At 61.1% G+C, this 19,695-nt stretch carries 18 protein-coding genes; 3 read left to right on the top strand and 15 right to left on the bottom strand.

Annotated elements, in window-relative coordinates; translation table 11 throughout:
• Positions 1-70 precede the first annotated feature (70 nt).
• The 3 genes from QP752_RS03615 to lspA are packed head-to-tail and all read right to left on the bottom strand — an operon-like array spanning position 71 to position 2,047.
• Entirely contained in the window at positions 71-607 is a 537-nt protein-coding gene (locus QP752_RS03615; protein ID WP_256005174.1) for a hypothetical protein, read from the bottom strand.
• Positions 600-1,490 carry an RluA family pseudouridine synthase gene (locus QP752_RS03610; RefSeq protein ID WP_083290930.1) on the bottom strand — a complete coding sequence of 297 codons (891 nt, stop codon included), beginning with the start codon at positions 1,488-1,490 and terminating at the stop codon, positions 600-602. The genes QP752_RS03615 and QP752_RS03610 overlap by 8 nt, the downstream gene beginning before the upstream one ends.
• A gap of 44 nt (positions 1,491-1,534) precedes the next feature.
• Positions 1,535-2,047 (bottom strand): signal peptidase II, encoded by a 513-nt coding sequence (gene lspA, locus QP752_RS03605; protein ID WP_071572470.1) that lies wholly within the window; start codon positions 2,045-2,047, stop codon positions 1,535-1,537.
• A gap of 72 nt (positions 2,048-2,119) precedes the next feature.
• Here lspA and QP752_RS03600 point away from each other — a divergent pair, with 72 nt between their 5' ends.
• Positions 2,120-3,052, top strand: a complete 933-nt coding sequence (locus QP752_RS03600) for a DUF6263 family protein (protein WP_284804472.1) — start codon at positions 2,120-2,122, stop codon at positions 3,050-3,052.
• A gap of 34 nt (positions 3,053-3,086) precedes the next feature.
• Positions 3,087-4,784, top strand: coding sequence for an ABC-F family ATP-binding cassette domain-containing protein (locus tag QP752_RS03595; protein WP_070976578.1), 1,698 nt, complete (start codon positions 3,087-3,089; stop codon positions 4,782-4,784).
• Positions 4,785-4,791: 7 nt separating this feature from the next.
• Here the strand turns inward: QP752_RS03595 and QP752_RS03590 are convergent, their stop codons facing one another.
• Positions 4,792-5,382, bottom strand: a complete 591-nt coding sequence (locus tag QP752_RS03590) for a hypothetical protein (RefSeq protein WP_070363472.1) — start codon at positions 5,380-5,382, stop codon at positions 4,792-4,794.
• 130 nt (positions 5,383-5,512) lie between these two features.
• Here QP752_RS03590 and QP752_RS03585 point away from each other — a divergent pair, with 130 nt between their 5' ends.
• Positions 5,513-6,424 (top strand): asparaginase, encoded by a 912-nt coding sequence (locus tag QP752_RS03585; protein ID WP_070362225.1) that lies wholly within the window; start codon positions 5,513-5,515, stop codon positions 6,422-6,424.
• Here the strand turns inward: QP752_RS03585 and QP752_RS03580 are convergent.
• The 11 genes from QP752_RS03580 to murG all read right to left on the bottom strand — a co-directional run bounded on the left by QP752_RS03580 (position 6,413) and on the right by murG (position 19,687).
• Positions 6,413-7,798, bottom strand: a complete 1,386-nt coding sequence (locus QP752_RS03580) for a DNA polymerase IV (RefSeq protein ID WP_070976574.1) — start codon at positions 7,796-7,798, stop codon at positions 6,413-6,415. The two genes, QP752_RS03585 and QP752_RS03580, sit on opposite strands and share 12 nt — an antisense overlap.
• Before the next feature lie 6 nt (positions 7,799-7,804).
• Positions 7,805-10,993 (bottom strand): isoleucine--tRNA ligase, encoded by a 3,189-nt coding sequence (gene ileS, locus QP752_RS03575; protein WP_284804640.1) that lies wholly within the window; start codon positions 10,991-10,993, stop codon positions 7,805-7,807.
• A gap of 344 nt (positions 10,994-11,337) precedes the next feature.
• Positions 11,338-12,354, bottom strand: a complete 1,017-nt coding sequence (locus tag QP752_RS03570; protein WP_252930753.1) for a DivIVA domain-containing protein — start codon at positions 12,352-12,354, stop codon at positions 11,338-11,340.
• 273 nt (positions 12,355-12,627) lie between these two features.
• Entirely contained in the window at positions 12,628-12,921 is a 294-nt protein-coding gene (locus tag QP752_RS03565; RefSeq protein ID WP_252930752.1) for a YggT family protein, read from the bottom strand.
• Positions 12,922-12,971: 50 nt separating this feature from the next.
• On the bottom strand, positions 12,972-13,460 hold the full coding sequence (locus tag QP752_RS03560; protein ID WP_070362220.1) for a cell division protein SepF: 489 nt from the start codon (positions 13,458-13,460) through the stop codon (positions 12,972-12,974).
• A gap of 71 nt (positions 13,461-13,531) precedes the next feature.
• Entirely contained in the window at positions 13,532-14,245 is a 714-nt protein-coding gene (locus tag QP752_RS03555) for a YggS family pyridoxal phosphate-dependent enzyme (protein WP_070478790.1), read from the bottom strand.
• Positions 14,246-14,986, bottom strand: a complete 741-nt coding sequence (gene pgeF / locus QP752_RS03550) for a peptidoglycan editing factor PgeF (RefSeq protein WP_070478788.1) — start codon at positions 14,984-14,986, stop codon at positions 14,246-14,248.
• 9 nt (positions 14,987-14,995) lie between these two features.
• Positions 14,996-16,213 (bottom strand): cell division protein FtsZ, encoded by a 1,218-nt coding sequence (gene ftsZ, locus QP752_RS03545; RefSeq protein ID WP_070362217.1) that lies wholly within the window; start codon positions 16,211-16,213, stop codon positions 14,996-14,998.
• A gap of 154 nt (positions 16,214-16,367) precedes the next feature.
• Entirely contained in the window at positions 16,368-17,111 is a 744-nt protein-coding gene (locus QP752_RS03540; protein WP_256020223.1) for a cell division protein FtsQ/DivIB, read from the bottom strand.
• A 1-nt stretch (position 17,112) separates the two neighbouring features.
• A complete protein-coding gene (murC, locus tag QP752_RS03535; RefSeq protein WP_284804465.1) occupies positions 17,113-18,600 on the bottom strand; it encodes a UDP-N-acetylmuramate--L-alanine ligase in 1,488 nt (495 codons plus the stop codon).
• A gap of 7 nt (positions 18,601-18,607) precedes the next feature.
• Positions 18,608-19,687 carry an undecaprenyldiphospho-muramoylpentapeptide beta-N-acetylglucosaminyltransferase gene (murG, locus tag QP752_RS03530; RefSeq protein ID WP_256005184.1) on the bottom strand — a complete coding sequence of 360 codons (1,080 nt, stop codon included), beginning with the start codon at positions 19,685-19,687 and terminating at the stop codon, positions 18,608-18,610.
• Between the last annotated feature and the right edge of the window lie 8 nt (positions 19,688-19,695).

The raw sequence follows: 19,695 nt of genomic DNA, 5'->3' as shown, positions 1-19,695 counted from the left end.
TCCTCGTGTTGTTTTCCGCGCACCTTTTGGATGCGCGTATAGGTGCAATCCCGGAAAACTATACACGCCTTCACTGTGCGTCTACGAAACTTACGGGCCGGATTGCGAACGCGCCCCATACCGCGTCAGCTGGTAAAACTTCCACAGCAAACACATCGTTCACATCGTTCACATCAGCCAAATGCGCAACAGCGTCGTAGACGACTGCGCCTTCAATGTGTGCAGAGACTCCTCGGAATATCTCGGCGCGCGACGCTCCGGGCGCAGGCTCTCCGACTGGATTCGCGCCTAACTTGGTGATCACGGCATTCACACGCCCAATCGGGCGTAGTACTGCGTCTGCTTCTTCTGGACTTAAAGGATGGCTAAACGATACAAGCGCGAAATGAGCCTGTTCACCTTCCTGCAATGCCTCTTCGAGGCTCTGCTCCGCGCGCGCCGCGTACTCCGGCGCAGTCTCGCCTTGTTCTGCCCCCAGAGCGTCCCCTTGCAGCACAGGTTGCTCTGGTGGATTATTGACGCCAACAAGGTAGCAGCATCCGTAAAGCACAGCACCGGCGAGCAACGCCGCGATTGCGCCGCGCCACCTCTTTGCCTGGTTAGCCACGGTTCGCCGATCGCAACATGTCCAAGGCGTGCTGCAGGTCGTCTGGGTAGGAAGATTTCACCGTCATTGGCTTTCCGGTACTTGGGTGGTCGAACGTCAAGCTGGTGGCGTGCAGCCACTGTCGGTTGAGCGCAAGTTTGGCGGCAAGGTTCGGGTCACACCCGTACATTGGGTCGCCGACGCACGGGTGCCCTACCGAAGACATGTGGACACGAATCTGGTGTGTGCGCCCTGTTTCCAGATGGACCTCAAGCAGGCTTGCCTGGCGAAACGCCTCGAGCACCTCGTAGTGCGTAATACTCTGGCGCCCATCCGCCGTGACAGCAAACTTCCACCCCGCCGACGGATGGCGCCCGATCGGCGCGTCAATCGTGCCGACAATCGGGTCAGGCAGCCCCTGCACCACCGCGTGGTACGTCTTGTGCACCGTTCGCTCCTTGAACGCACGCTTCAGCACCGAATAGCCACGCACACTATTTGCGACAACCATCACTCCGGACGTGCCGACGTCCAATCGCTGCACAATCCCCTTGCGCTCCGGGGGGCCAGCATCTGGCAGTGTAAAACCCATCGCCTGCAACCCACCGACCACGGTTGGCCCCTCCCAACCCAGTGTTGGGTGGGCGGCAACGCCTACCGGCTTGTCCACGGCGATGACGTCCGCGTCGTGGTAGATCACGTCGAGTCCGTCGACGTGCTCGGCCACAGGCTCCGGCGCGCGCTTCGGCGGTGGCAGCGTGGCCTCCAGCAGGGCGCCCGCAGTAACACGATCGGATTTCTGTACTGGGGAGGCGTCGATAAGTACGCTGCCGTCGGCGATCATCTCTGCCGCAACACTGCGCGAGACCCCAAAGAGCTTTGCAATTGCCGCGTCAACGCGCATCCCCGACAGTCCCTCAGGCACCGGAAGCGCGCGGAACCCCGTACTCACGACCGCGCCTCCTTTGCGAACATCGAGATGACGACGACGGCCACCCCGATGGTGATGGCGGCGTCGGCAAGGTTGAACACTGCAAACGAGCCGATGGAGATGTAGTCAACGACATGGCCAAACCAAAAGCCTGGCTCGCGCGCGAGCCTATCGATGAGGTTGCCGAGCGCCCCTCCCGCGATCAACGCCACCCCAAGTGTCTCCCACCTGCCAGCAAGGCGTGGGGCATAGATCAACGCACCGATTACGAACGCAAGCTGGATCGTCGTGAACAGCCACGTCGAGTTCTGTCCCATCGAAAAGGCCGCGCCAGGGTTAAACAATAAATACAGTCGAGCCCAATCACCGATCACTGGCACGGGCTCACCGGGTGTCAAGGATGTCACCATGATTTGCTTGACTACTTGATCCACAGCAGCAACAGCGAGCATGACGCCTACGACGACACCGAGCGAGCGACGCTTCGCTGACGCTCCGCCGCGCACACGTGATTCCTTTGAATTACCCATCGCAGATAACTGTAGTATGCAAATGCTGTAGCTTGTGAAGTTGTGTTGTACTCCGCTCATCCCAAACGTTCATTGTTCGGCCCTCTAACCATCACCGCCGCGGTTTTTGCGCTCACTGCATGCAGCGCCGAGGAGCCGGATCCATTCGCTGACATTCCCGAGTTCGCCGTTGAGTCACCAGTCGTGCAGGTACTTTCACAAGGACAAAACCCGCAGGTGTGGAAGTACGAGGACGGCGCATCAGCAGACAGCGAAACTACGGCGCCGCAGCGGGTCGCGCTGTCGCACGCGATTGCGCAGTACCCCGGCGAGGAGGGCTCGGAGCCGGTCATCGCGCGCGAGCACGAGCGCGACACAGTCACGCTGACCGTTTCGACGCACACTTCAGAAAGCAACAACGAGGGTGCTGTGCGCCAGGTAGACCTTGTCGCAGAAGGGTTAGAGCACTCGGGTTTAGCGATGCAGAACAGCTTGACGTCAAACGAGGGCTTCCAGATGCGCTGGCACAGCGACCCTAACGGCACAGTATCGGCGGTACAACTGATGCCTACGGCGGATTCCGATGAGGAAGGCCGGGCCATCGCCGAGCAGAACTTGCTCGAATTGATGTCGTGGCAAGTTGTCTTCCCGGATGAGCCAGTCGGCGTAGGCGGCTCCTGGAAAGTTGAGCAGCGAGGACTTGGTGCCTCGGACATGCTACGGACCACCACGTACACGCTGGAATCCGCACAGGACGCAACACTCGAGCTGAAAGTAGATGTCCAGGAACGCCCGCTGAAGCGATCCATCACGATTGATAACGAGGTCGCTGGCGCCCTAGACGGCACGACGCTGCACGTGGTGAGCAACACTTCGCACTCGGACGGCTCGCTGACGGTGGACCTGCATTCGCCACTTCCGGTGGGCGGTTCTGTGCTTACCGCTACGCGGCTTGTCTACGGCAGTGACGAAGCCGATACCCGTGTGGCCCAAGACACCACGAGCGTTGTGGACTATAACGTATAAGAGACGGCCCACATTTGATGACGAGGAACATCCCATGACTGCCCCACTGCATATTGGCCTTGACGGCATTTCGTTTTCGTACCCAGGCGGACACCGCGTCCTCACCGACATTTCTTTCGCGGTGCCATCCGGGTCTGTCACCGGGCTCATCGGAGAGAACGGCGCCGGCAAATCGACGCTGCTCGGCATCATCTCCGGAGAGCTGAAACCCGACGCAGGGGTGCTTATCACGCCCCCGATCACGGGCTTCATCCCGCAGGAAACCTCGCTGCCGTTCAGCGAGCCCGCCCAATCACTTATCGACGAAGCCGTAAAAGAGCTTCGCGCTGTCGAGGAAGACATCTCAACCTTTGCGCAGCGCATGGTCGACAACCCAGACGACCAGGAGGCGGCCGACGCATACGACCGGGCGTTGTCCCGCGCGGAAAACTCCGGCGTGTGGGAGTTAGATGCCCGCATCGCTACCGTGTTGGCTGGCCTCGGCCTTGCGAACGTCGACCTGGCCACCCCACTGGGCGAGATGTCTGGCGGGCAACGCCGACGGTTTGCACTGGCCACGCTGCTGCTACACCCGGTGGACGCCATGGTCCTCGACGAGCCGACCAACCACCTCGACGACGAAGCCGTCGACTTCCTCATCGGCGAGCTCGAGGCATTCAAAGGGCCTGTACTCGCCGCGTCGCACGACCGCTACTTCCTCGACACCGCCTGCGACGGCATCGTCGACCTCGACCCCGGCCTTGGAGCCGAGGGCGGCTTCGGCGAGGAGACCCGCCAGGGCACCCGCTACCGTGGCGCGTTCAGCGACTACCTCAAGGCCCGCGAGGACCGACGCCGCCGCTGGGAAAGCGACTACGCAGCGCAAGAGCACGAGCGCGCCAGGCTTGAGAAGGCCGCTGAGCAAACCGGCGAGGACATCTTCCACTCCCAAGAAGCTTCTTCTGACATCCGAATGGCGGCAAAGTACCAGGCGGACCGCGCGGCGAAGACGGTGGGCAACCGCAGGCGCTCGGCGTCGCAACGCCTCGAAGCGCTGGAGCGAACGGAGATTCCGGAGCCACCGGCGCGGCTGCGCTTCCGTGGCCTCCCGCCGCATACCGCGACCTCGCTTGGGCTCCCGGCGCTGGTCACCCAGAACCTCTCCGTTCCTGACCGCCTCGCCCCACTGAGTATCAAAGTGCAACCCGGCCAGCAGCTCCTCGTTGAAGGCCCAAATGGCTCCGGTAAGTCCACGCTGCTGAAAATTATCGACGGCCAGCTGCGCGACTACGAGGGCGAGATCATCATGCCGGAAGAGATGACCGTCGCACGCCTCGAGCAGGACGACTCGTGGACTGACCTCGACAAAACCGCAGCCGAAGTGTTCGCGGAGCTCACCCCAGAGGGTGTGCCAGACCTCGTAGAAATGGGCCTGATGACCGAGGAGCAGGCAGCGAAGAAGCTCGACGACCTCTCGCTCGGCCAGCGTCGCCGCGTCTCACTGGGCATCATCCTGGCGTGCCCGCCTGACCTGCTGCTGCTCGACGAGCCGACAAACCACCTCTCGCTCGCACTGGCCGAAGAGCTGGAACACGCCCTGCTCGCGTTCGAGGGCACCGTCATCATCACCAGCCATGACCGTTGGGTGCGCCGCCAGTGGCACGAGCGCCAGGCCAAGAAAGACGCACGCGCCAGAACTCTGACTCTCGCCACGTTGTGGACTGAGGAGCTCTGGCGCGCGGATAAGCAGTAGTGTCTGCTTAGAGGTTCGGTGCCTGCTGGTAGCCTTCCGCAGGCTGCTCACCTGGCTGCTCTTCAGCCGGGGCTGCCGGCTGCGGAGCGGAGCTCTTGCACATCTCTGGCACCTGCTCAGGCGGCAGGGTGTTGTTGATCAGGGTGCATGCCCAGACCTGAGAAAGCTTCCACACGCCGTCTTCGAAGACGAATTCCACGTCCTCCGCGAGCTGCGGCTGGGAGTCGGGACGGGTGAAGCTGACCGTTGCCAGAACGGTATCCGGGGTGTAGCCAGGGAGCACAGGCGGTACGACCTGGAAGTTCGCGCCGGACTCCTCCTGGGACTGCGCCATCACGTCGAACAGTTCAGGGACGTTCTCTCCACCCTGGACCGTGTTCACGCGCTCCTCAATCGGCAGGCTTGCATCAGTTGCGCGCATGAGCACTGCGTTGAGTTCCTCAGCGGTTGGCTGCTGCGCGGCGGGCGCGACAGACTCGCTGGTGGCCTGCGTTGCCGTGGTCGCGGGATCATCCTGGCTGTTGTCGCCAGAGCATGCGCTCACGCCGAGCCCGAGGCCCAGCGCGGCGGCGACAGCTACGATCGGTGCTGCTTTCACGATTTCTCCTTGAAGCATTGTCTTCAGCGGCTCACGGTCACAGTTAGCGATCCGACACCGCTCTAACCTTGCCAACGTTACCGGCGTTTTTACCTTGGCACCAATACGCCACTCTGGCACGCTGTGAGTTATGGAATCTTTCGTACTGCTCATCGCCACCGGTGGCACCATCGCATGCACCGCAAACTCTGAAGGCGCACTCGTTCCAAGCCTTAGCGCTGAAGACCTCGTCCACTCCAGTGGCACCACCGAGCCCGTCCGCGTGTATGACGCGCTGCGTCTCGACTCGTCCGCGATCACCTTCGCTGACATCGACAAGCTTCGCTCCCTCACTGCACAAGCACTGCAAGACCCGCAGATCAGTGGCATCGTAATTAGCCACGGCACCGACTCCATGGCGGAGACCGCATTCGCACTCGACATCGTGCACGACGACCCCCGCCCTATTGTGCTTACCGGTGCCCAGCACGCCGCCGACCACGAACACCCCGACGGCCCCGGGAACCTCGCGGGCGCAATTGCCGCCGCCGCAGATCCGCTTCGACGCAACAACGGCGTACTCCTCCACTTCGGCGGCGCCACCCTGCCCGCCCGCGGGCTGTTGAAGCGCGACACACACGCCCTCGAAGCCTTCACCTTGAGCAGCGAACGCCCACTTCCCCGCCCCGCAGCACTTGCCAGCAAGCCGTTGGCAGCCATTCACATTCCCATCCTGCGCGCATGGCCCGGCGCGGACGGCGAGATCGTGGATGCCGTCACCAGTATGAACCCGGATGGCATCGTGATCGAGGCGCTCGGATCCGGCAATGTTGGCCCCGGCATGGGTAAGGCAATCACCCGCGCACTCGATTCGGGTATCCCCGTCGTAATCACCAGTTCCGTACCCTACGGCGAGGTCACCTTCGCCTACGGCGGCACCGGTGGTGGCGCTACCCTCGGCTCCCAAGGGGCGATCGCCGCGGGGTTCCTACGCGCTGGTCAGGCGCGCATCGCGCTCGCGACAGCGCTGGCCAACGGCGTGGATCCGGCGTCAGTGTTCTGAGTCGAGCCAGTCCTGCCACGCAAGGGAATCCACCGGGTCCGCTGGCTGGAGCTTGGGGTCGTCGATACGCAATGTGTGCATCTTCCCTGGCCCCGTGGCCCTCGTTTCAAAACGCACGCTCACCCAGCCTTTGCCCGCGCCTTGGACCCAGCCGTGGCCGAAGTCCTCGTGGTAAATGTCCTGGGTGGCGCGCCACACGCCGTTGGTAGGCCCGTCGTATAGCTCGACTGCAACATCGCTGCTGGCCACGTGGTCGCTGACCCCGGATTCGTAATCACTGTCAGCGGGTACAGGCCGGATGATTTCCTGGTCTAGCTCCGGAAACAGCACGTCCTGCAGCGCATCTTCGAGTCCTGAGTAGGACACGCCTACGAGCCGGATCGGGCCGACCTCGTCCGGGTAGCGCACGATGCGAAACGCCGTCGCGCGCAGTGTCTCCGCATCGTCAGTGGCGTAAGGCAGCGTCGCAGAACGCGACTCAATGCGGAAGTCCGCCATCCTTAGCTTCACCGTCACAGTCCTCGCACCGCGCCCATCTTTCAGCAAGCGCCTGTGCGACTCCTCGGCGGCGCGCTCGACCGCGGCGTCAACCTCGGCCGCAGTGGTCAGGTCCTGGGGAAAAGTGTGCTCGGAAGAAATCTGCTTCGCCACGGCCCTCGGCGCAACCGGACGATCATCGTGCCCCCGCGCCAGCTGCCACAACTGCTTCGCGACGACCCCTCCGAGCGCGATATCGACTTCCTTCTCGCTCAGCGCCGCGAAGTCCCCGATCGTTTCAATCCCGGCCTGCGCAAGCTTCGCCTCGGTGACAGGCCCAACGCCCCACAACTCGTTGACGTTCAGAGGGTGCAGCAGCGCTTCCTGCTGTTCGTGAGGCAAAATGTACACCCCGTCGGGTTTTGCCAGGCCCGAACCGATCTTCGCGTATTGCTTACCACTGCCCGCACCAATCGAGCTTGGCAAGCCTGTCTCATCCTTAATGTCTCCACGTAGCTCGTTGGCCCACTCAAGCACGGTCTCCGGATTCGCTCCCGCGAGCTCCTCGGGCTCCATGAACGCCTCGTCGATAGAGAGCTGCTCCACGACGCTGACCCTGCGCTCAATGATTTCAAACACGCGTTGCGACGCCACCTTGTACACCGGGCGCCGCGGGGCAACGAGCACCGCTCGCGGACCCACCAGCTTCGCAGCTTGGTGGGTCGGCATTGCGGAACGCGCCCCATACTTGCGGGCTTCATAGCTTGCGCCCGCGACAACGCCCCGCCCGTTGACACCAGCAACGAGGACGGGGCGTCCACGTAACGTTGGGCGTGTGAGCTGCTCGCAGGATGCGTAGAACGCATCCATGTCGATGTGCAGGACCCAACGTTTCATCGCAAATTACTGCTTAGCAATCGCTGCGCTCACACCTTCGTGAATCGTGTGCGCCTCGCCGTTGAGCGTCTCGACGATCTCGAAGGACGTCGCGAGCGTCTCATGCGCGATGTGCTCAGCGTGGCGCTGCGCCCACTCGACCTTGTCGGAAGGTACGCACAGCTGTACCGAGATGCGGTCAGAGACCTCGTAGCCTTCCTGCTTACGAGCATCCTGCAGACCACGAATCACGTCTGCTGCCCAGCCCTCGGCCTCGAGTTCCTCGGTCAGCTCCGTATCAAGCACGACCAGGCCAACGACGTCATCGGTAGCGTCAACTCGAGCGGTGCTCGTCGGGTCCTCAGCCACCAGGCGCTCGGTGTAGAGCTCCGGGGTGAGCACGATGTCGCCGTCGACAACAACGTTTTCGCCTTCTCGGACGTAGTTGCCTGCCTTGACGTTCTTGATAGCGCGCTGTACGTCACGGCCCAGCGTTGGACCCGCGACCTTCGCGTTCACCACAACCTCGAAGGAACCAACGGAGTCGACGTCGTCAGTCAGCACGACTTCCTTCACGTTGACCTCATCCTTGATCACGGACGCGAAGTCCTGCAGCTGGTCCGAGCCCGCCAGCGCCACCGTGAGCTTCGGCAGTGGCAAGCGGTTGCGCAGCTTCTTCGACTTACGCACCGACGAAGCAGCGGAGCACACCGCGCGCGTTGCATCCATCGCGCTGACCAGTGCAGGGTCCGCCGGGATTGCATCCGCGGACGGGAAGTCCGCCAAGTGCACCGAGCGACCACCGGTCAGGCCACACCAGATGACCTCACTGATGTACGGCAGCAGTGGCGCCGTCACACGGGTCAGGATCTCCAGGACCGTGTACAGCGTGTCAAACGCCTCAGGATGCTCCTCCTGACCCGCCCAGAAACGGTCGCGTGACCGGCGCACGTACCAGTTCGTCAGCGAGTCAGCGAAGCGACGGACCTCGTCACATGCGTCCGCGATGCGAGTGTCGTCGAGCGCCTCCTTCACCGCAGCCACGAGGTCATGCGTCTTCGCCAAAATGTAGCGGTCCAGCACATCCTGCGAATCGACGCTGAACTTCGCCTCCTCGGAGGAGTACAACTGCAGGAAGGTGTACGCGTTCCAGATCGGCAGCAACGCGTGGCGCACGCCCTCGCGGATGCCCTGCTCCGTCACGATGAGGTTGCCGCCACGAAGAATTGGCGAAGACATGAGGAACCAACGCATCGCGTCGGAACCATCACGGTCGAAGACCTCGTTGACGTTCGGGTAGTTGCCCTTCGACTTCGACATCTTCAGACCGTCATTGCCCAGCACGATGCCGTGCGCAACGACCTTCTTGTACGCCGGGCGGTCGAAGAGTGCCGTCGCTAAGACGTGCTGCACGTAGAACCAACCACGCGACTGGCCCGAGTACTCCACGATGAAGTCCGCAGGCTGGCGAGCATCGTGCTCCTCAACATTTTCAAACGGATAGTGGTACTGCGCAAACGGCATCGAACCAGAATCAAACCAGCAGTCCAACACGTCCGGCACGCGACGCATCATCGACTTCCCGGTCGGATCGTCCGGGTTCGGGCGGACCAGCTCATCAATGTCTGGGCGGTGCAGCGACTTCGGGCGAGCGCCGAAGTCCTTCTCCAGCTCTTCGAGCGACCCATAGACGTCCACACGCGGGTACTCCGGGTTATCCGACACCCACGCCGGCACCGGTGAGCCCCAGTAGCGGGTACGCGAAATGTTCCAGTCACGCGCGCCTTCCAACCACTTACCGAACTGGCCGTCGCGAATGTGCGATGGGATCCAGTCGATCTCCTGGTTCAGCTCCACCATGCGGTCGCGGAACTCAGTGACCTTCACAAACCACGCCGGAAGCGCCATGTAGATCAGCGGCTCGCCCGAACGCCAGGAGTGCGGGTAGGAGTGTTCAATCGTTTGGTCACGGACCACGCGCTGCTTCGCACGAAGGTCACGGATGATGTCACGGTTCGCATCAAAAACCAGCTTGCCTGCGTACTCCGGCACCAGCGAGGTGAACTTACCATCGGCATCAACCGGAATCACCAAATCGATGCCGTACTCCTGACAGGTGTACATATCGTCTTCACCGAACGCAGGCGCCTGGTGAACAACGCCCGTGCCGTCCTCGGTGGTCACGTAGTCCGCGTTCAACACCATGAACGCCTTTTCCTGGTCGCGGAAGTAGTCGAAGACCGGCTCGTACTCCAGACCCTCGAGCTCGGAGCCCTTGAAGGTGGCGACAACCTCGCGCTCCTCGCCGAGCTCCTTCGCGTACGCGCCGATGAGCTCCGTCGCCAGCAGCAGCTTCTTGCCGACGACCACCTCTTCACCGTCCGCACCAACACGGACCAGCGAATACTCAACGTCCGGATGGACCGCAAGCGCCAAGTTCGACGGCAGCGTCCATGGCGTAGTGGTCCAGGCGATCGCAGCTGCGTCGTGCAGCTCAGGGTGCTGCTTCCAGGTCTCCGCAGCAGCAAATCCTTCACGCCCACCCGTAAACGGCATCGTTACAGTTACGGTCGGATCCTGCCGATTGCGGTAAGAATCATCCAGACGCGTCTCTTGGTTCGACAGCGGCGTATGCTCCGCCCACGAGTACGGCAGCACGCGGAAGCCCTGGTAAATCAGCCCCTTGTCATACAGGGTCTTAAACGCCCACATGACGGACTCCATGTACGGCAGTTCCATCGTCTTGTAGCCGTTATCGAAGTCCACCCAACGAGCCTGGCGAGTCACATACTCTTTCCACTCATCGGCGTAGTGCATCACGGACTTGGCACAGTACTCGTTGAACTGTGCCAGACCCATGTTTTCGATCTCAGCCTTATCCTTGATGCCGAGCTGCTTCTCAGCCTCGAGCTCCGCGGGAAGGCCGTGGCAGTCCCAACCAAACACGCGCGGAACGTAGTAACCAGCCATCGTGCGGTAGCGTGGCACGATGTCCTTGACGTAGCCCGTCAGCAGGTGGCCGTAGTGTGGCAAACCGTTGGCGAACGGAGGGCCGTCGTTAAACACATATTCTTCGCAGTCTTCGCGCTGCTTCAGCGATGCCTGGAACGTATCATCCTCGTTCCAGTACTTCAGTACCTGCTCCTCCATTTTTGGAAACGCGGCACTTCCCCCGGTCAGATCTACCTTTGGGTAGACACTTCCGACCTTGCTCATCTCCGTCTCTCCTTCACGCACAATGCTTACCTTGTCACAGGGACGCAGCGAACAACGCCACGCGGTACCACCCTGCTTGAAGTCCGCCGTGAGACGAACTTCCGCTTCATTTGCGGTGAAAGAAATAACGCTTCCTAATTACGTCCGGTTCTACTAAGCAATAGCGCACTGTAGCGCAACAGCTGTTCTTCCGGAAACGCTCCCCGATGATGGTCGGATCATCACGCGCTACCGCACCACCAGGTGGTGAAGCACGTAGCTTGTCTCATTCTAGCCCTTTGTCCCCCAGAAATGGCAACAACCACCACTCACCGCAGTGAATGGTGGCTGATGCTTGAAAGAAACTACTTATTGCCAGCGTCGCCGCTCGGAGCGGACGTGCCACGGGTCTCAAGCTCCTCCAGCTGGGACTCGAGCAGTGTGCGCAGGCGAGTGCGGTACTCGCGCTCGAAGGTGCGCAGCTCAGCGATGCGGTTCTCGAGGGCGGTCTGCTGCTGCTTCACCGTGTTCATGATCTCGGTGTGCTTACGCTCAGCCTCGGTGCGCAGCTTCGTTGCCTGCTCCTCAGCCTGGCGAATCTGCGCCTCAGCGCGCGAGTTAGCTTCGTTGGTGGTTTCCTCAGCCTTCTTCTCGGCGTCTGCAACGAGCTGCTGTGCACGAGCCTCAGCCGACTGCTTCGTCTCAGCAGCCTTACGCTCAGCCGCCTGGATCTGCTCGCGGGAATGCGTCTCTGCCTCAGACAGCTGCTTCTTCGAGCGTGCCTCGGCATCTGCCAGCTGACGCTCTGCGGAACCACGGGCCTCGTCGAGCATCGAGCGGGCCTCTGCCTGCGCGTCGTTGGTGAGGCGGTCTGCCATCTCCTGCGCGAGCCCAAGCACCTTCGCCGCCTGCATGTGCGTATCGGCGGATGCTGCATTCTGGTCGAAAGCCGCAGCCTGCTGCGGTGCGGCGGCAGCCTTTGGCGCCTGCTTAGCCTGCTTTGCAGCCTGCTCCGCGTCCTGGCGAGCCTTTGCCGCTTCCTGCTTCGCAGCCTGAGCATCCTTCTCAGCCGCTACCTTTGCCTCCTGCGCAGCACGGAGCTTCTGCTCGTACTCAGCACGAACCTTCTTCTCAACTCGCTTTTCAATCTCAGCTTCGTCGACATCGCTGGACGCGGCCGCAGGAGCAACCGGGGCAGCAGACCCACCAGCACCGAGCTCTTCGACACGGGCCCGAAGGTCATCGTTCTCATCTTGCAGTTGCGCAAGCGTGTCTTCCACGAGGTCCAGGAACTGGTCAACCTCGTCCTCGTTGTAGCCCCGCTTACCAATTGGTGGTTTGCTGAAAGCGACATTGTGCACGTCTGCTGGTGTCAGCGGCATTGGCGTTCCCTTCGATGTCGATATTGTGTCCGCAATGTCGCGAACACAGATTGCCTCCCACGCTACGGGAAGCGAACCCTAAAATCTAATAGTTCGTCATTCTTTTATCGATCCATAGTAACGCATAGGTTCACACGCACCAGGCATCACCGCCAGTTATACCCCTTTTCTGCCCCCGATGCCCAATAATTGATGTCGATCCGGGCATAAATTACGGGAAAATTAAGCAAAAAAGGCACCTACCAATGTAGGTGCCTCAATCCAAGCTCACTATTACAACATGGTGACCCGTACCAGCATCTGGAGCAGCATAATCGCCACGAACAGTACGATCACACTGACGTCTATCCCAACGCCGCCACTCATACGCATGGGCGGAATGAGTTTGCGGAAGAACTTCACAGGCGGGTCCGTGACCACGAACATGCCTTCCGCAACGACCATAAACCAACTTGGTGGATCAAACTGCTTCGAGAAGGATTGCACCATCTCGACAATGATGCGGACGACCACAATCAGGGAGTACAACCCAAGCGCAGCGTAAAGAATTGCTCCTAATAAAGACACGGGTCACACACTACCTGTTCTTCTTGATGTTTCGCAGAGCTGGACGTCGATTAGCGAAGACGCGCTGTGTGCTGCAGCTCAACTTCGGTCAAACGGGCGTTTTCCGGAACGATCGCGAAGACTCGTCGGCGGGTCTCAACGCCCCTGCTCAGGTTGTACATGTTGCCACGAAGTGCGAAGCACAGACCAGCGGCAAAGTCGACGATGCGCTTTGCATCGTGGGGGTCGAGATCCGTCAGCTCCATAATCACGGCATCGCCATCACGGAACGGCTCGCCGATATCCTTCGCATCGTTGTAATTGCGCGGAGCAGTGGACACGACCTGGGGAGTGTAGGACTTCGGTGCGCGATCCGCGTAGTCACGGGTAGCTGAGGAGCGGTAGCGGTCCTCGCTGCCGTACTCAGATGTGCGCGAAGGTCTCGTCGATTCCTCGCGAGTGTTCTCGCGCTCGTCGTACTGCACTTCATCGAAGTAGGGGTCATCTTCGTTGAACGGGCCAAGACCGAAAAATTCTTTCGCGCTGCCGATAATAGACATCTGGGTGCTCCTCGTTTGTTGCCTGTGCTGACGGGGCAGAAATTACCTCTATGTAATTCCGGATTAGGTTTTTAGACTACGGGCCTCGGCCCCATCACCGCCGTTCCGACACGCACGACATCCGAGCCATGCGCGATGGCTTCTTCAAAGTCCGCGGACATCCCCGCCGAGAAACGCAGGGGCCGCCCAAGCTTGGCCGCGTAGGTGTCTCGCAGCTCGCGGACCTGGTCGAATACCTCGCTGGCGTTTGCATCTAGCGGTGGCACAACCATAAACCCGTCGAACTGGAGGTGCTCAGCCCCCTCGAGCGCTTCAACCAACTCGGCGATCTTCTCCACCGCGACACCGCCACGGCTTTCGTCGCCGTCTGCAGAAACCTGAACAAGGCACGGCAGGATTTCGGACGTCCGATCACCCCGCTCAAGGGCGAGCGCCATGCCACGCTCGAGTCCCTTCGCCAACTTCAAGGAATCCACCGAGTGAACCTCACTCGCCCATCGCGCCACTGCGTTCGCCTTCTTCGACTGGATCTGCCCGATCATCGCGATACCACAGTCGACCCCGTGCTCGCGCAGAGTCGCGACCTTGGCGCTCGCTTCCTGCTCGCGGTTCTCCCCCACCAGGCGAATACCTTCCGCGGCAAGTATCTCAATCGACGAGCACGGGTGAAACTTCGTCACTGGTAGCAGTTCCACGCTTCCCGGCTCGCGACCCGCGGCACGCTCCGCGGAGCGGATACGCTCCTGCACCTTGGCAAGGTTGCTTGCAATATCAGTTGTGCTCATTTATTTCACTCCAGTTAGCCAAATAACGCCTGCTTGGCGCCCAGTTGTGGATTCTCTCCGGTACGAAAAGAAGTCCTCGTCCGCGATGGTATCGCGCGGATCTACGTCAATTCGCTGCACACCGAGCTCAGTGAGCTGGCGCCGAATACCGGCACGGATGTCAAGCCCAGTGGTCCCTGCATGCGTAGTGGTCCGGGAGCCTGGCAGCTTGCGCTCAACATCCGCTGCCATATCAGCAGGCACTTCGTATGACGCTCCCGCAGCTGCAGGGCCGAGCAGCGCCTGCATCTGTGAAGGCTGAGCACCCAGGTCACGCATTGTTTCAACGGTCTTCTTCACGATGCCGTTTCGCGCCCCAAGACGCCCAGCGTGCACCGCGGCAATCACTCCAGCGACGGGGTCTGCCAACAGCACCGGCGTACAGTCAGCGACCAGCACGCACAGGGCGAGGTTCGGGGTCGTGGTTACGATGGCATCAGAAGCCTCGACAGGCTCAGACTGCGGCCCGTCCACCACCGTCACGTTCGGCGTGTGGAGCTGCTCCATCCACACGAAGCGCCCCACATCAACCCCGAGCAGCGATGCAAGCCGCGCGCGGTTCGCGCGTACGGCCTCCGGGTCATCCCCGACGTGCAGCGCAAGATTGAAAGAGTCATATGGGGACGACGACGCCCCGCCCGCACGGCTTGTAAACACCATGCGGACGGGGCGTTGTTCTACGTCGAGAAGAGAGTCAGTCATGCTCCCAGACTAACGCAAGAAATCAGGGACATCGACGTCAAAATCATCGCCGCCGCGCTCCTCGCGTCCACGACGCTCATAGGAGGATTCGGACTCCCCGCCGGTGAAGAGGCCCGAGCGGTGCGGCTCGTAGCGGTGACGCGCCTGGTAGGAGTCGTCGCGTTCCGTCTCCGGAGCTCGATCCTCAAACAGTGAACCACGCGATGGAGACGGCGCCGCGCCTTCTTCCGCCGATGCGGCTGCAGCATCGACCGGCTGCTGGGCATCCGGGCGAGCGTTGGCCTTCTCGTCGAAGCCAGTTGCGATAATCGTGACGCGCACCTCGTCACCGAGGTTGTCGTCGATGATCGTGCCGAAGATGATGTTCGCGTCGTCGTCTGCCTTCTCTTCGACGATGGACGCTGCGGCACTCGTCTCGTTCAGGCCGAGATCGGAACCACCAGCAACGGAAATGAGCACGCCCTTCGCGCCCTCCATCGTGGTTTCCAGCAGTGGCGAGTTGATCGCCTGCTCCATCGCATTCATCACGCGGTTTTCACCGCGGGAGGAGCCGACACCCATCAGGGCGGAGCCGGCGTCGGCCATCACCGAGCGCACGTCTGCGAAGTCGACGTTAATCATGCCCGGAATGGTGATCAGGTTCGTAATACCCTGAACACCGTTGTAGAGCACCTCATCCGCAGCGCGGAATGCATCCATCATGGACAGGTCCGAATCACCCAGCTGCAACAGTCGGTCGTTCGGAATGACAATGACGGTGTCGCACACTTCCTTCAGGTTCGCGATGCCCTCGAGCGCCTGACGGGTGCGCCGCTTGCCCTCGAACGTGAACGGACGGGTGACAACGCCAATGGTCAGCGCACCCATCTTCTTCGCGATACCCGCGACAACTGGTGCAGCGCCAGTACCCGTACCGCCGCCCTCGCCAGCGGTCACGAAGACCATGTCCGAGCCCTTCAGCGACTCTTCGATTTCCTGCTTGTGGTCCTCAGCAGAGGTCCGGCCAACCTCAGGGTTTGCACCGGCGCCAAGTCCGCGAGTCGCCTCACGCCCGATGTCGAGCTTGGTGTCTGCATCCGTAAAGAGCAGTGCCTGCGAGTCCGTGTTGATCGCAACGAACTCCACACCTTTCAGGCCCTCTTCGATCATGCGGTTGACAGCGTTAACGCCACCGCCACCGACACCGACGACGCGGATCATGGCGAGGTAGTTTGCGGGAGAGGTCATGGGTAGTGTCTCGCCTTTCAAAACTTCTTAGAACTTCAACAATTGCGGTAACGCATCCCATCATGGGCGAAAACACGAAAAAATTTATTGTTTCCCTCGGCGTGTCTCGACCCTAAACCTTTACTTTAGGGTTTTGACCTGGGGTTTTACACCGCTACCGCGCAGTGATGAGCTCCGGATTAGAAATATTGAACTCGGCGCCCTCGCGTTGCAAAACGGTTTCAAAGGCCAGTGACTTATTCGCATTGTCTTCTGAGGCGCCCCACACCACGCGGCGGTTGTCGTGTAACCGCAGCACGAATGAGTAGCGGCCATTCGCCTCCAAAGCGGCAACTTGCGCACGCGCACCACTGCTTATCGACGCCGCGATCGCCACAGCTTCCCGCATCTGCTCCTTGTTCTCGACGTCGACCCCCACGAGCTCCATAGCCCCAACCGGCGGTTCAGCGATCAGAAAATCCTTGCCCTCAGTATCAATCAGATGCGCCCCGTCCGGCTGCTGCAAGTACGCCACTGCGACACGCTCTTTGAGGTCAATTCTCACAGTGCTTGGCCAGTCGCGGTGCACCGTAACAACGTCAACCCACGGGTCCTGCACGATGTTCTCAGCAGCACGGCGCACCTTGACCAGCCCCATAGGCGTGCCCAGCTCAATGTCGGACTGGGCTTGCACCGCCTCGGGCGTGAGCACGTCGTTGCCATCGACAACCACACCCTTCACCGGCATCAACGGTGTAAACGGCAACGCAATTCCGCACACAGCGAGACCAGCGATGACAGCTCCCGCGATAGCGAAGCGACGCTTGCGCTTGCTCTTGCTACGCGTTTGAGCGTCCTCATCACCAAACTCGTCGAGGTGGTCCGACTCGAAGGCTTCATGCTCTGTCTGCTCTGTCACGCTACACCTCCGCCTGCCGAAGTTGTGCGAGGATCTCATCGGCGAGCATTGTCACCGACCCAGCGCCCATCGTTAGGATGACGTCCCCAGGACGAACCATTGATGCCAGTGTCACCGGTACTGCGAGGAAATTGGGCTCAAGCACTACCGGCACCGAGCTATCCATCTTGTCAGTAATGAGCCTGCTGGTCACATCTTCAACGGGCGCTTCGCGTGCGCCGAAGATGTCCAGCACCATGACGACATCCGCGAGTGAGAGGGCGTCAGCAAACTCTTGGGCAAAGTTCTGTGTGCGCGAGTACAGGTGCGGTTGGAAGCACACAACGACACGCGCACCCTTGCCCTCAGACTCGACTTTCTCCCGCGCCGCCGTCAACACAGCGGTGACCTCGGTTGGGTGGTGCGCGTAGTCGTCGTAGACACGGGTACCTGCGAACGGCCCGTCCTCTACGAGGCCCTTAAACTCGAAGCGGCGCCGGACACCGGAGAACCCGCTCAGCCCCGCTGCAATCCGTTCAGGTTCCGCACCCGCCAGCGTCGAGGACAACAGCGCGGCCAGGGAGTTGAGCACCATGTGCCGGCCGGGGATCGACAGGCGGTAGGAGTACTCAGCAGATGCGCCGCCGGTGTTGAGTCGAGCACGCACGTCGACGTAGGAGCCGTCGATACGCTCTTCTATAACTACTGCACCTGCCGGAATGTCTGGGTGCGCTGCAGCCGCTGCTTCAGTGCCGTAGCCGACGACGTTGATGCCGCGCTGCAATGCGCGCTCACCACAGCTTGCAGCGTGCTCGTCATCCATACAAACGACGAGGAAACCGCCGGGCTGCACGCGATCGGCGAAGTCGTCGAACACCTTGAAGTATGCCTCGCGCGTGCCGAAGTAGTCCAGGTGGTCAGGCTCAATGTTGGTGATAACGGCGATATTTGGTTTGTAGCGAAGCAACGAAGCATCGGACTCGTCCGCCTCCGCCACGAAAATATCGCCCGCACCGTGGTGGGCATTGGTGCCGGCCTTGTTGAGCTGGCCGCCAATTGCAAAGGAAGGGTCCTCCCCCGCAGCCTGCAACGCCACCACGGTCATGGACGTCGTGGACGTCTTGCCATGCGTGCCTGCTAGCAGGAGCTGCGTGTAACCGTCCATCAACTCGCCGAGCAGATCTGAGCGGCGAATCACAGGAATCCCCTCCTCCTTCGCACGCACCAACTCCGGATTATCTTTCGGAATCGCAGCAAAGCTGGTGACCACGACGGTCGGAAGTTGCCCCGTCAGCTCGAGGTTCGCGGCGTCGTGTCCAACTGCGACCTGTGCACCTTGCGAGCGCAACGCACGCACTGGACGGGAGTCTTTCACATCGGACCCGGTCACTACTGCCCCGCGGTCAAGCAGGATGTGGGCGACACCGCTCATGCCAGCGCCACCGATACCAACCAGATGTACGCGGGAAAGATCCACAGAACCAGGCGCGGTGGTGTGTTCGGAAGACATGACGGTGTTACTCCTTTGTGATAGTCGCAATGATCCGTGCAGCGAGATCTTCTGCCACACTACCCGCGCCAGAGTGCTCGAGCGCTTCTCGCATGCGCTGCATGTGCTCTGGCCGACCCAAAATCTCGTTGACGCTGCGGGCAAGCGCGTCTGGGGTGAGCTCGGCGTCATCGATACGCATTGCCGCCCCGGTAGCTACCAGGTGCGCCGAGTTAAGCCCCTGTTCGCCGTTGCCGTGCGGCAGTGGGATGTAAACGGCTGGCAGGCCAGCGGCTGAGTTTTCCGCCACGGTCATGGCGCCGGAGCGACACACAACCATGTCCGCCACGGCATACGCAGCTTCCATGTCGTCGATGTACGGCACCGCCGTGTAGCCTTCGTGTGGCTTCGGGGCGTCGTTCTTTCTGCCGTAGGCGTGCAGCACCTGGTACCCGCGCGCCGTGATGTCCTCGATGGCCCCGGCAACAGCCCGGTTGATGCTCACCGCACCCTGGGACCCACCGGTAATCAGAACCACCGGCTTGTCCGGATCAAGGTCCCACATCTTGTACCCACGCAGCGCTTTCGCTCCATCCGTATCGACGCCCACTCCCGGACGCACCGGGATCCCCACGACATCACCCGGCATCCCCGAGTTCGCCACGGCGTTAATCCCGACACCACCTAGCTTGACGCCAAGCTTATTGGCCATACCCGCCAACGCGTTCGTTTCCAAGACGAAAAATGGTAGGCGCAACGATGCCGCGGCAAGGTACGCAGACGCCGACACATAGCCACCCGTACCAAAGACTGCCTCAGCCTTTGAATCCTTCATCACCTTCCGTGTTTGGTGCACGGAACGCGCAAGTTTGAACGGTACGCCAAGAAGCTTCCATGGCTTCTTGCGCGGGATCGGCACAGGGTCAATGAGTTGAAGGTTAAAGCCGCGCGCGGGGACGATAGTGGTTTCCAGGCCACGCTCAGTTCCGAGCGCAACCACATTTGCGCCGTACTGTTCGCGAAGCACCTCGCCTACCGCGAGTGCCGGTTCAATATGGCCCGCGGTGCCTCCCCCTGCGAGCACCACTGTGTGCTGGGTCTTGTCCATGATGGATC

Origin of the sequence: Corynebacterium sp. UMB10321 (genome assembly GCF_030228725.1) — a bacterium.
GTDB classification, from domain to species: Bacteria; Actinomycetota; Actinomycetes; order Mycobacteriales; family Mycobacteriaceae; genus Corynebacterium; species Corynebacterium pseudogenitalium.
Note: the sequence above shows the minus strand (reverse complement) of the source record. Positions and strands in the feature narration are given on the sequence as shown.

Bases quoted from the DNA above. Each gene is read 5' to 3' on its own strand.
- QP752_RS03610 (WP_083290930.1), bottom strand. From the start codon at position 1,490: ATGCGCGTTGACGCGGCAATTGCAAAGCTCTTTGGGGTCTCGCGCAGT.
- lspA (WP_071572470.1), bottom strand. From the start codon at position 2,047: ATGGGTAATTCAAAGGAATCACGTGTGCGCGGCGGAGCGTCAGCGAAG.
- QP752_RS03595 (WP_070976578.1), top strand. From the start codon at position 3,087: ATGACTGCCCCACTGCATATTGGCCTTGACGGCATTTCGTTTTCGTAC.
- QP752_RS03585 (WP_070362225.1), top strand. From the start codon at position 5,513: ATGGAATCTTTCGTACTGCTCATCGCCACCGGTGGCACCATCGCATGC.
- QP752_RS03580 (WP_070976574.1), bottom strand. From the start codon at position 7,798: ATGAAACGTTGGGTCCTGCACATCGACATGGATGCGTTCTACGCATCC.
- ileS (WP_284804640.1), bottom strand. From the start codon at position 10,993: ATGAGCAAGGTCGGAAGTGTCTACCCAAAGGTAGATCTGACCGGGGGA.
- QP752_RS03570 (WP_252930753.1), bottom strand. From the start codon at position 12,354: ATGCCGCTGACACCAGCAGACGTGCACAATGTCGCTTTCAGCAAACCA.
- QP752_RS03560 (WP_070362220.1), bottom strand. From the start codon at position 13,460: ATGTCTATTATCGGCAGCGCGAAAGAATTTTTCGGTCTTGGCCCGTTC.
- QP752_RS03555 (WP_070478790.1), bottom strand. From the start codon at position 14,245: ATGAGCACAACTGATATTGCAAGCAACCTTGCCAAGGTGCAGGAGCGT.
- pgeF (WP_070478788.1), bottom strand. From the start codon at position 14,986: ATGACTGACTCTCTTCTCGACGTAGAACAACGCCCCGTCCGCATGGTG.
- ftsZ (WP_070362217.1), bottom strand. From the start codon at position 16,213: ATGACCTCTCCCGCAAACTACCTCGCCATGATCCGCGTCGTCGGTGTC.
- murC (WP_284804465.1), bottom strand. From the start codon at position 18,600: ATGTCTTCCGAACACACCACCGCGCCTGGTTCTGTGGATCTTTCCCGC.
- murG (WP_256005184.1), bottom strand. From the start codon at position 19,687: ATGGACAAGACCCAGCACACAGTGGTGCTCGCAGGGGGAGGCACCGCG.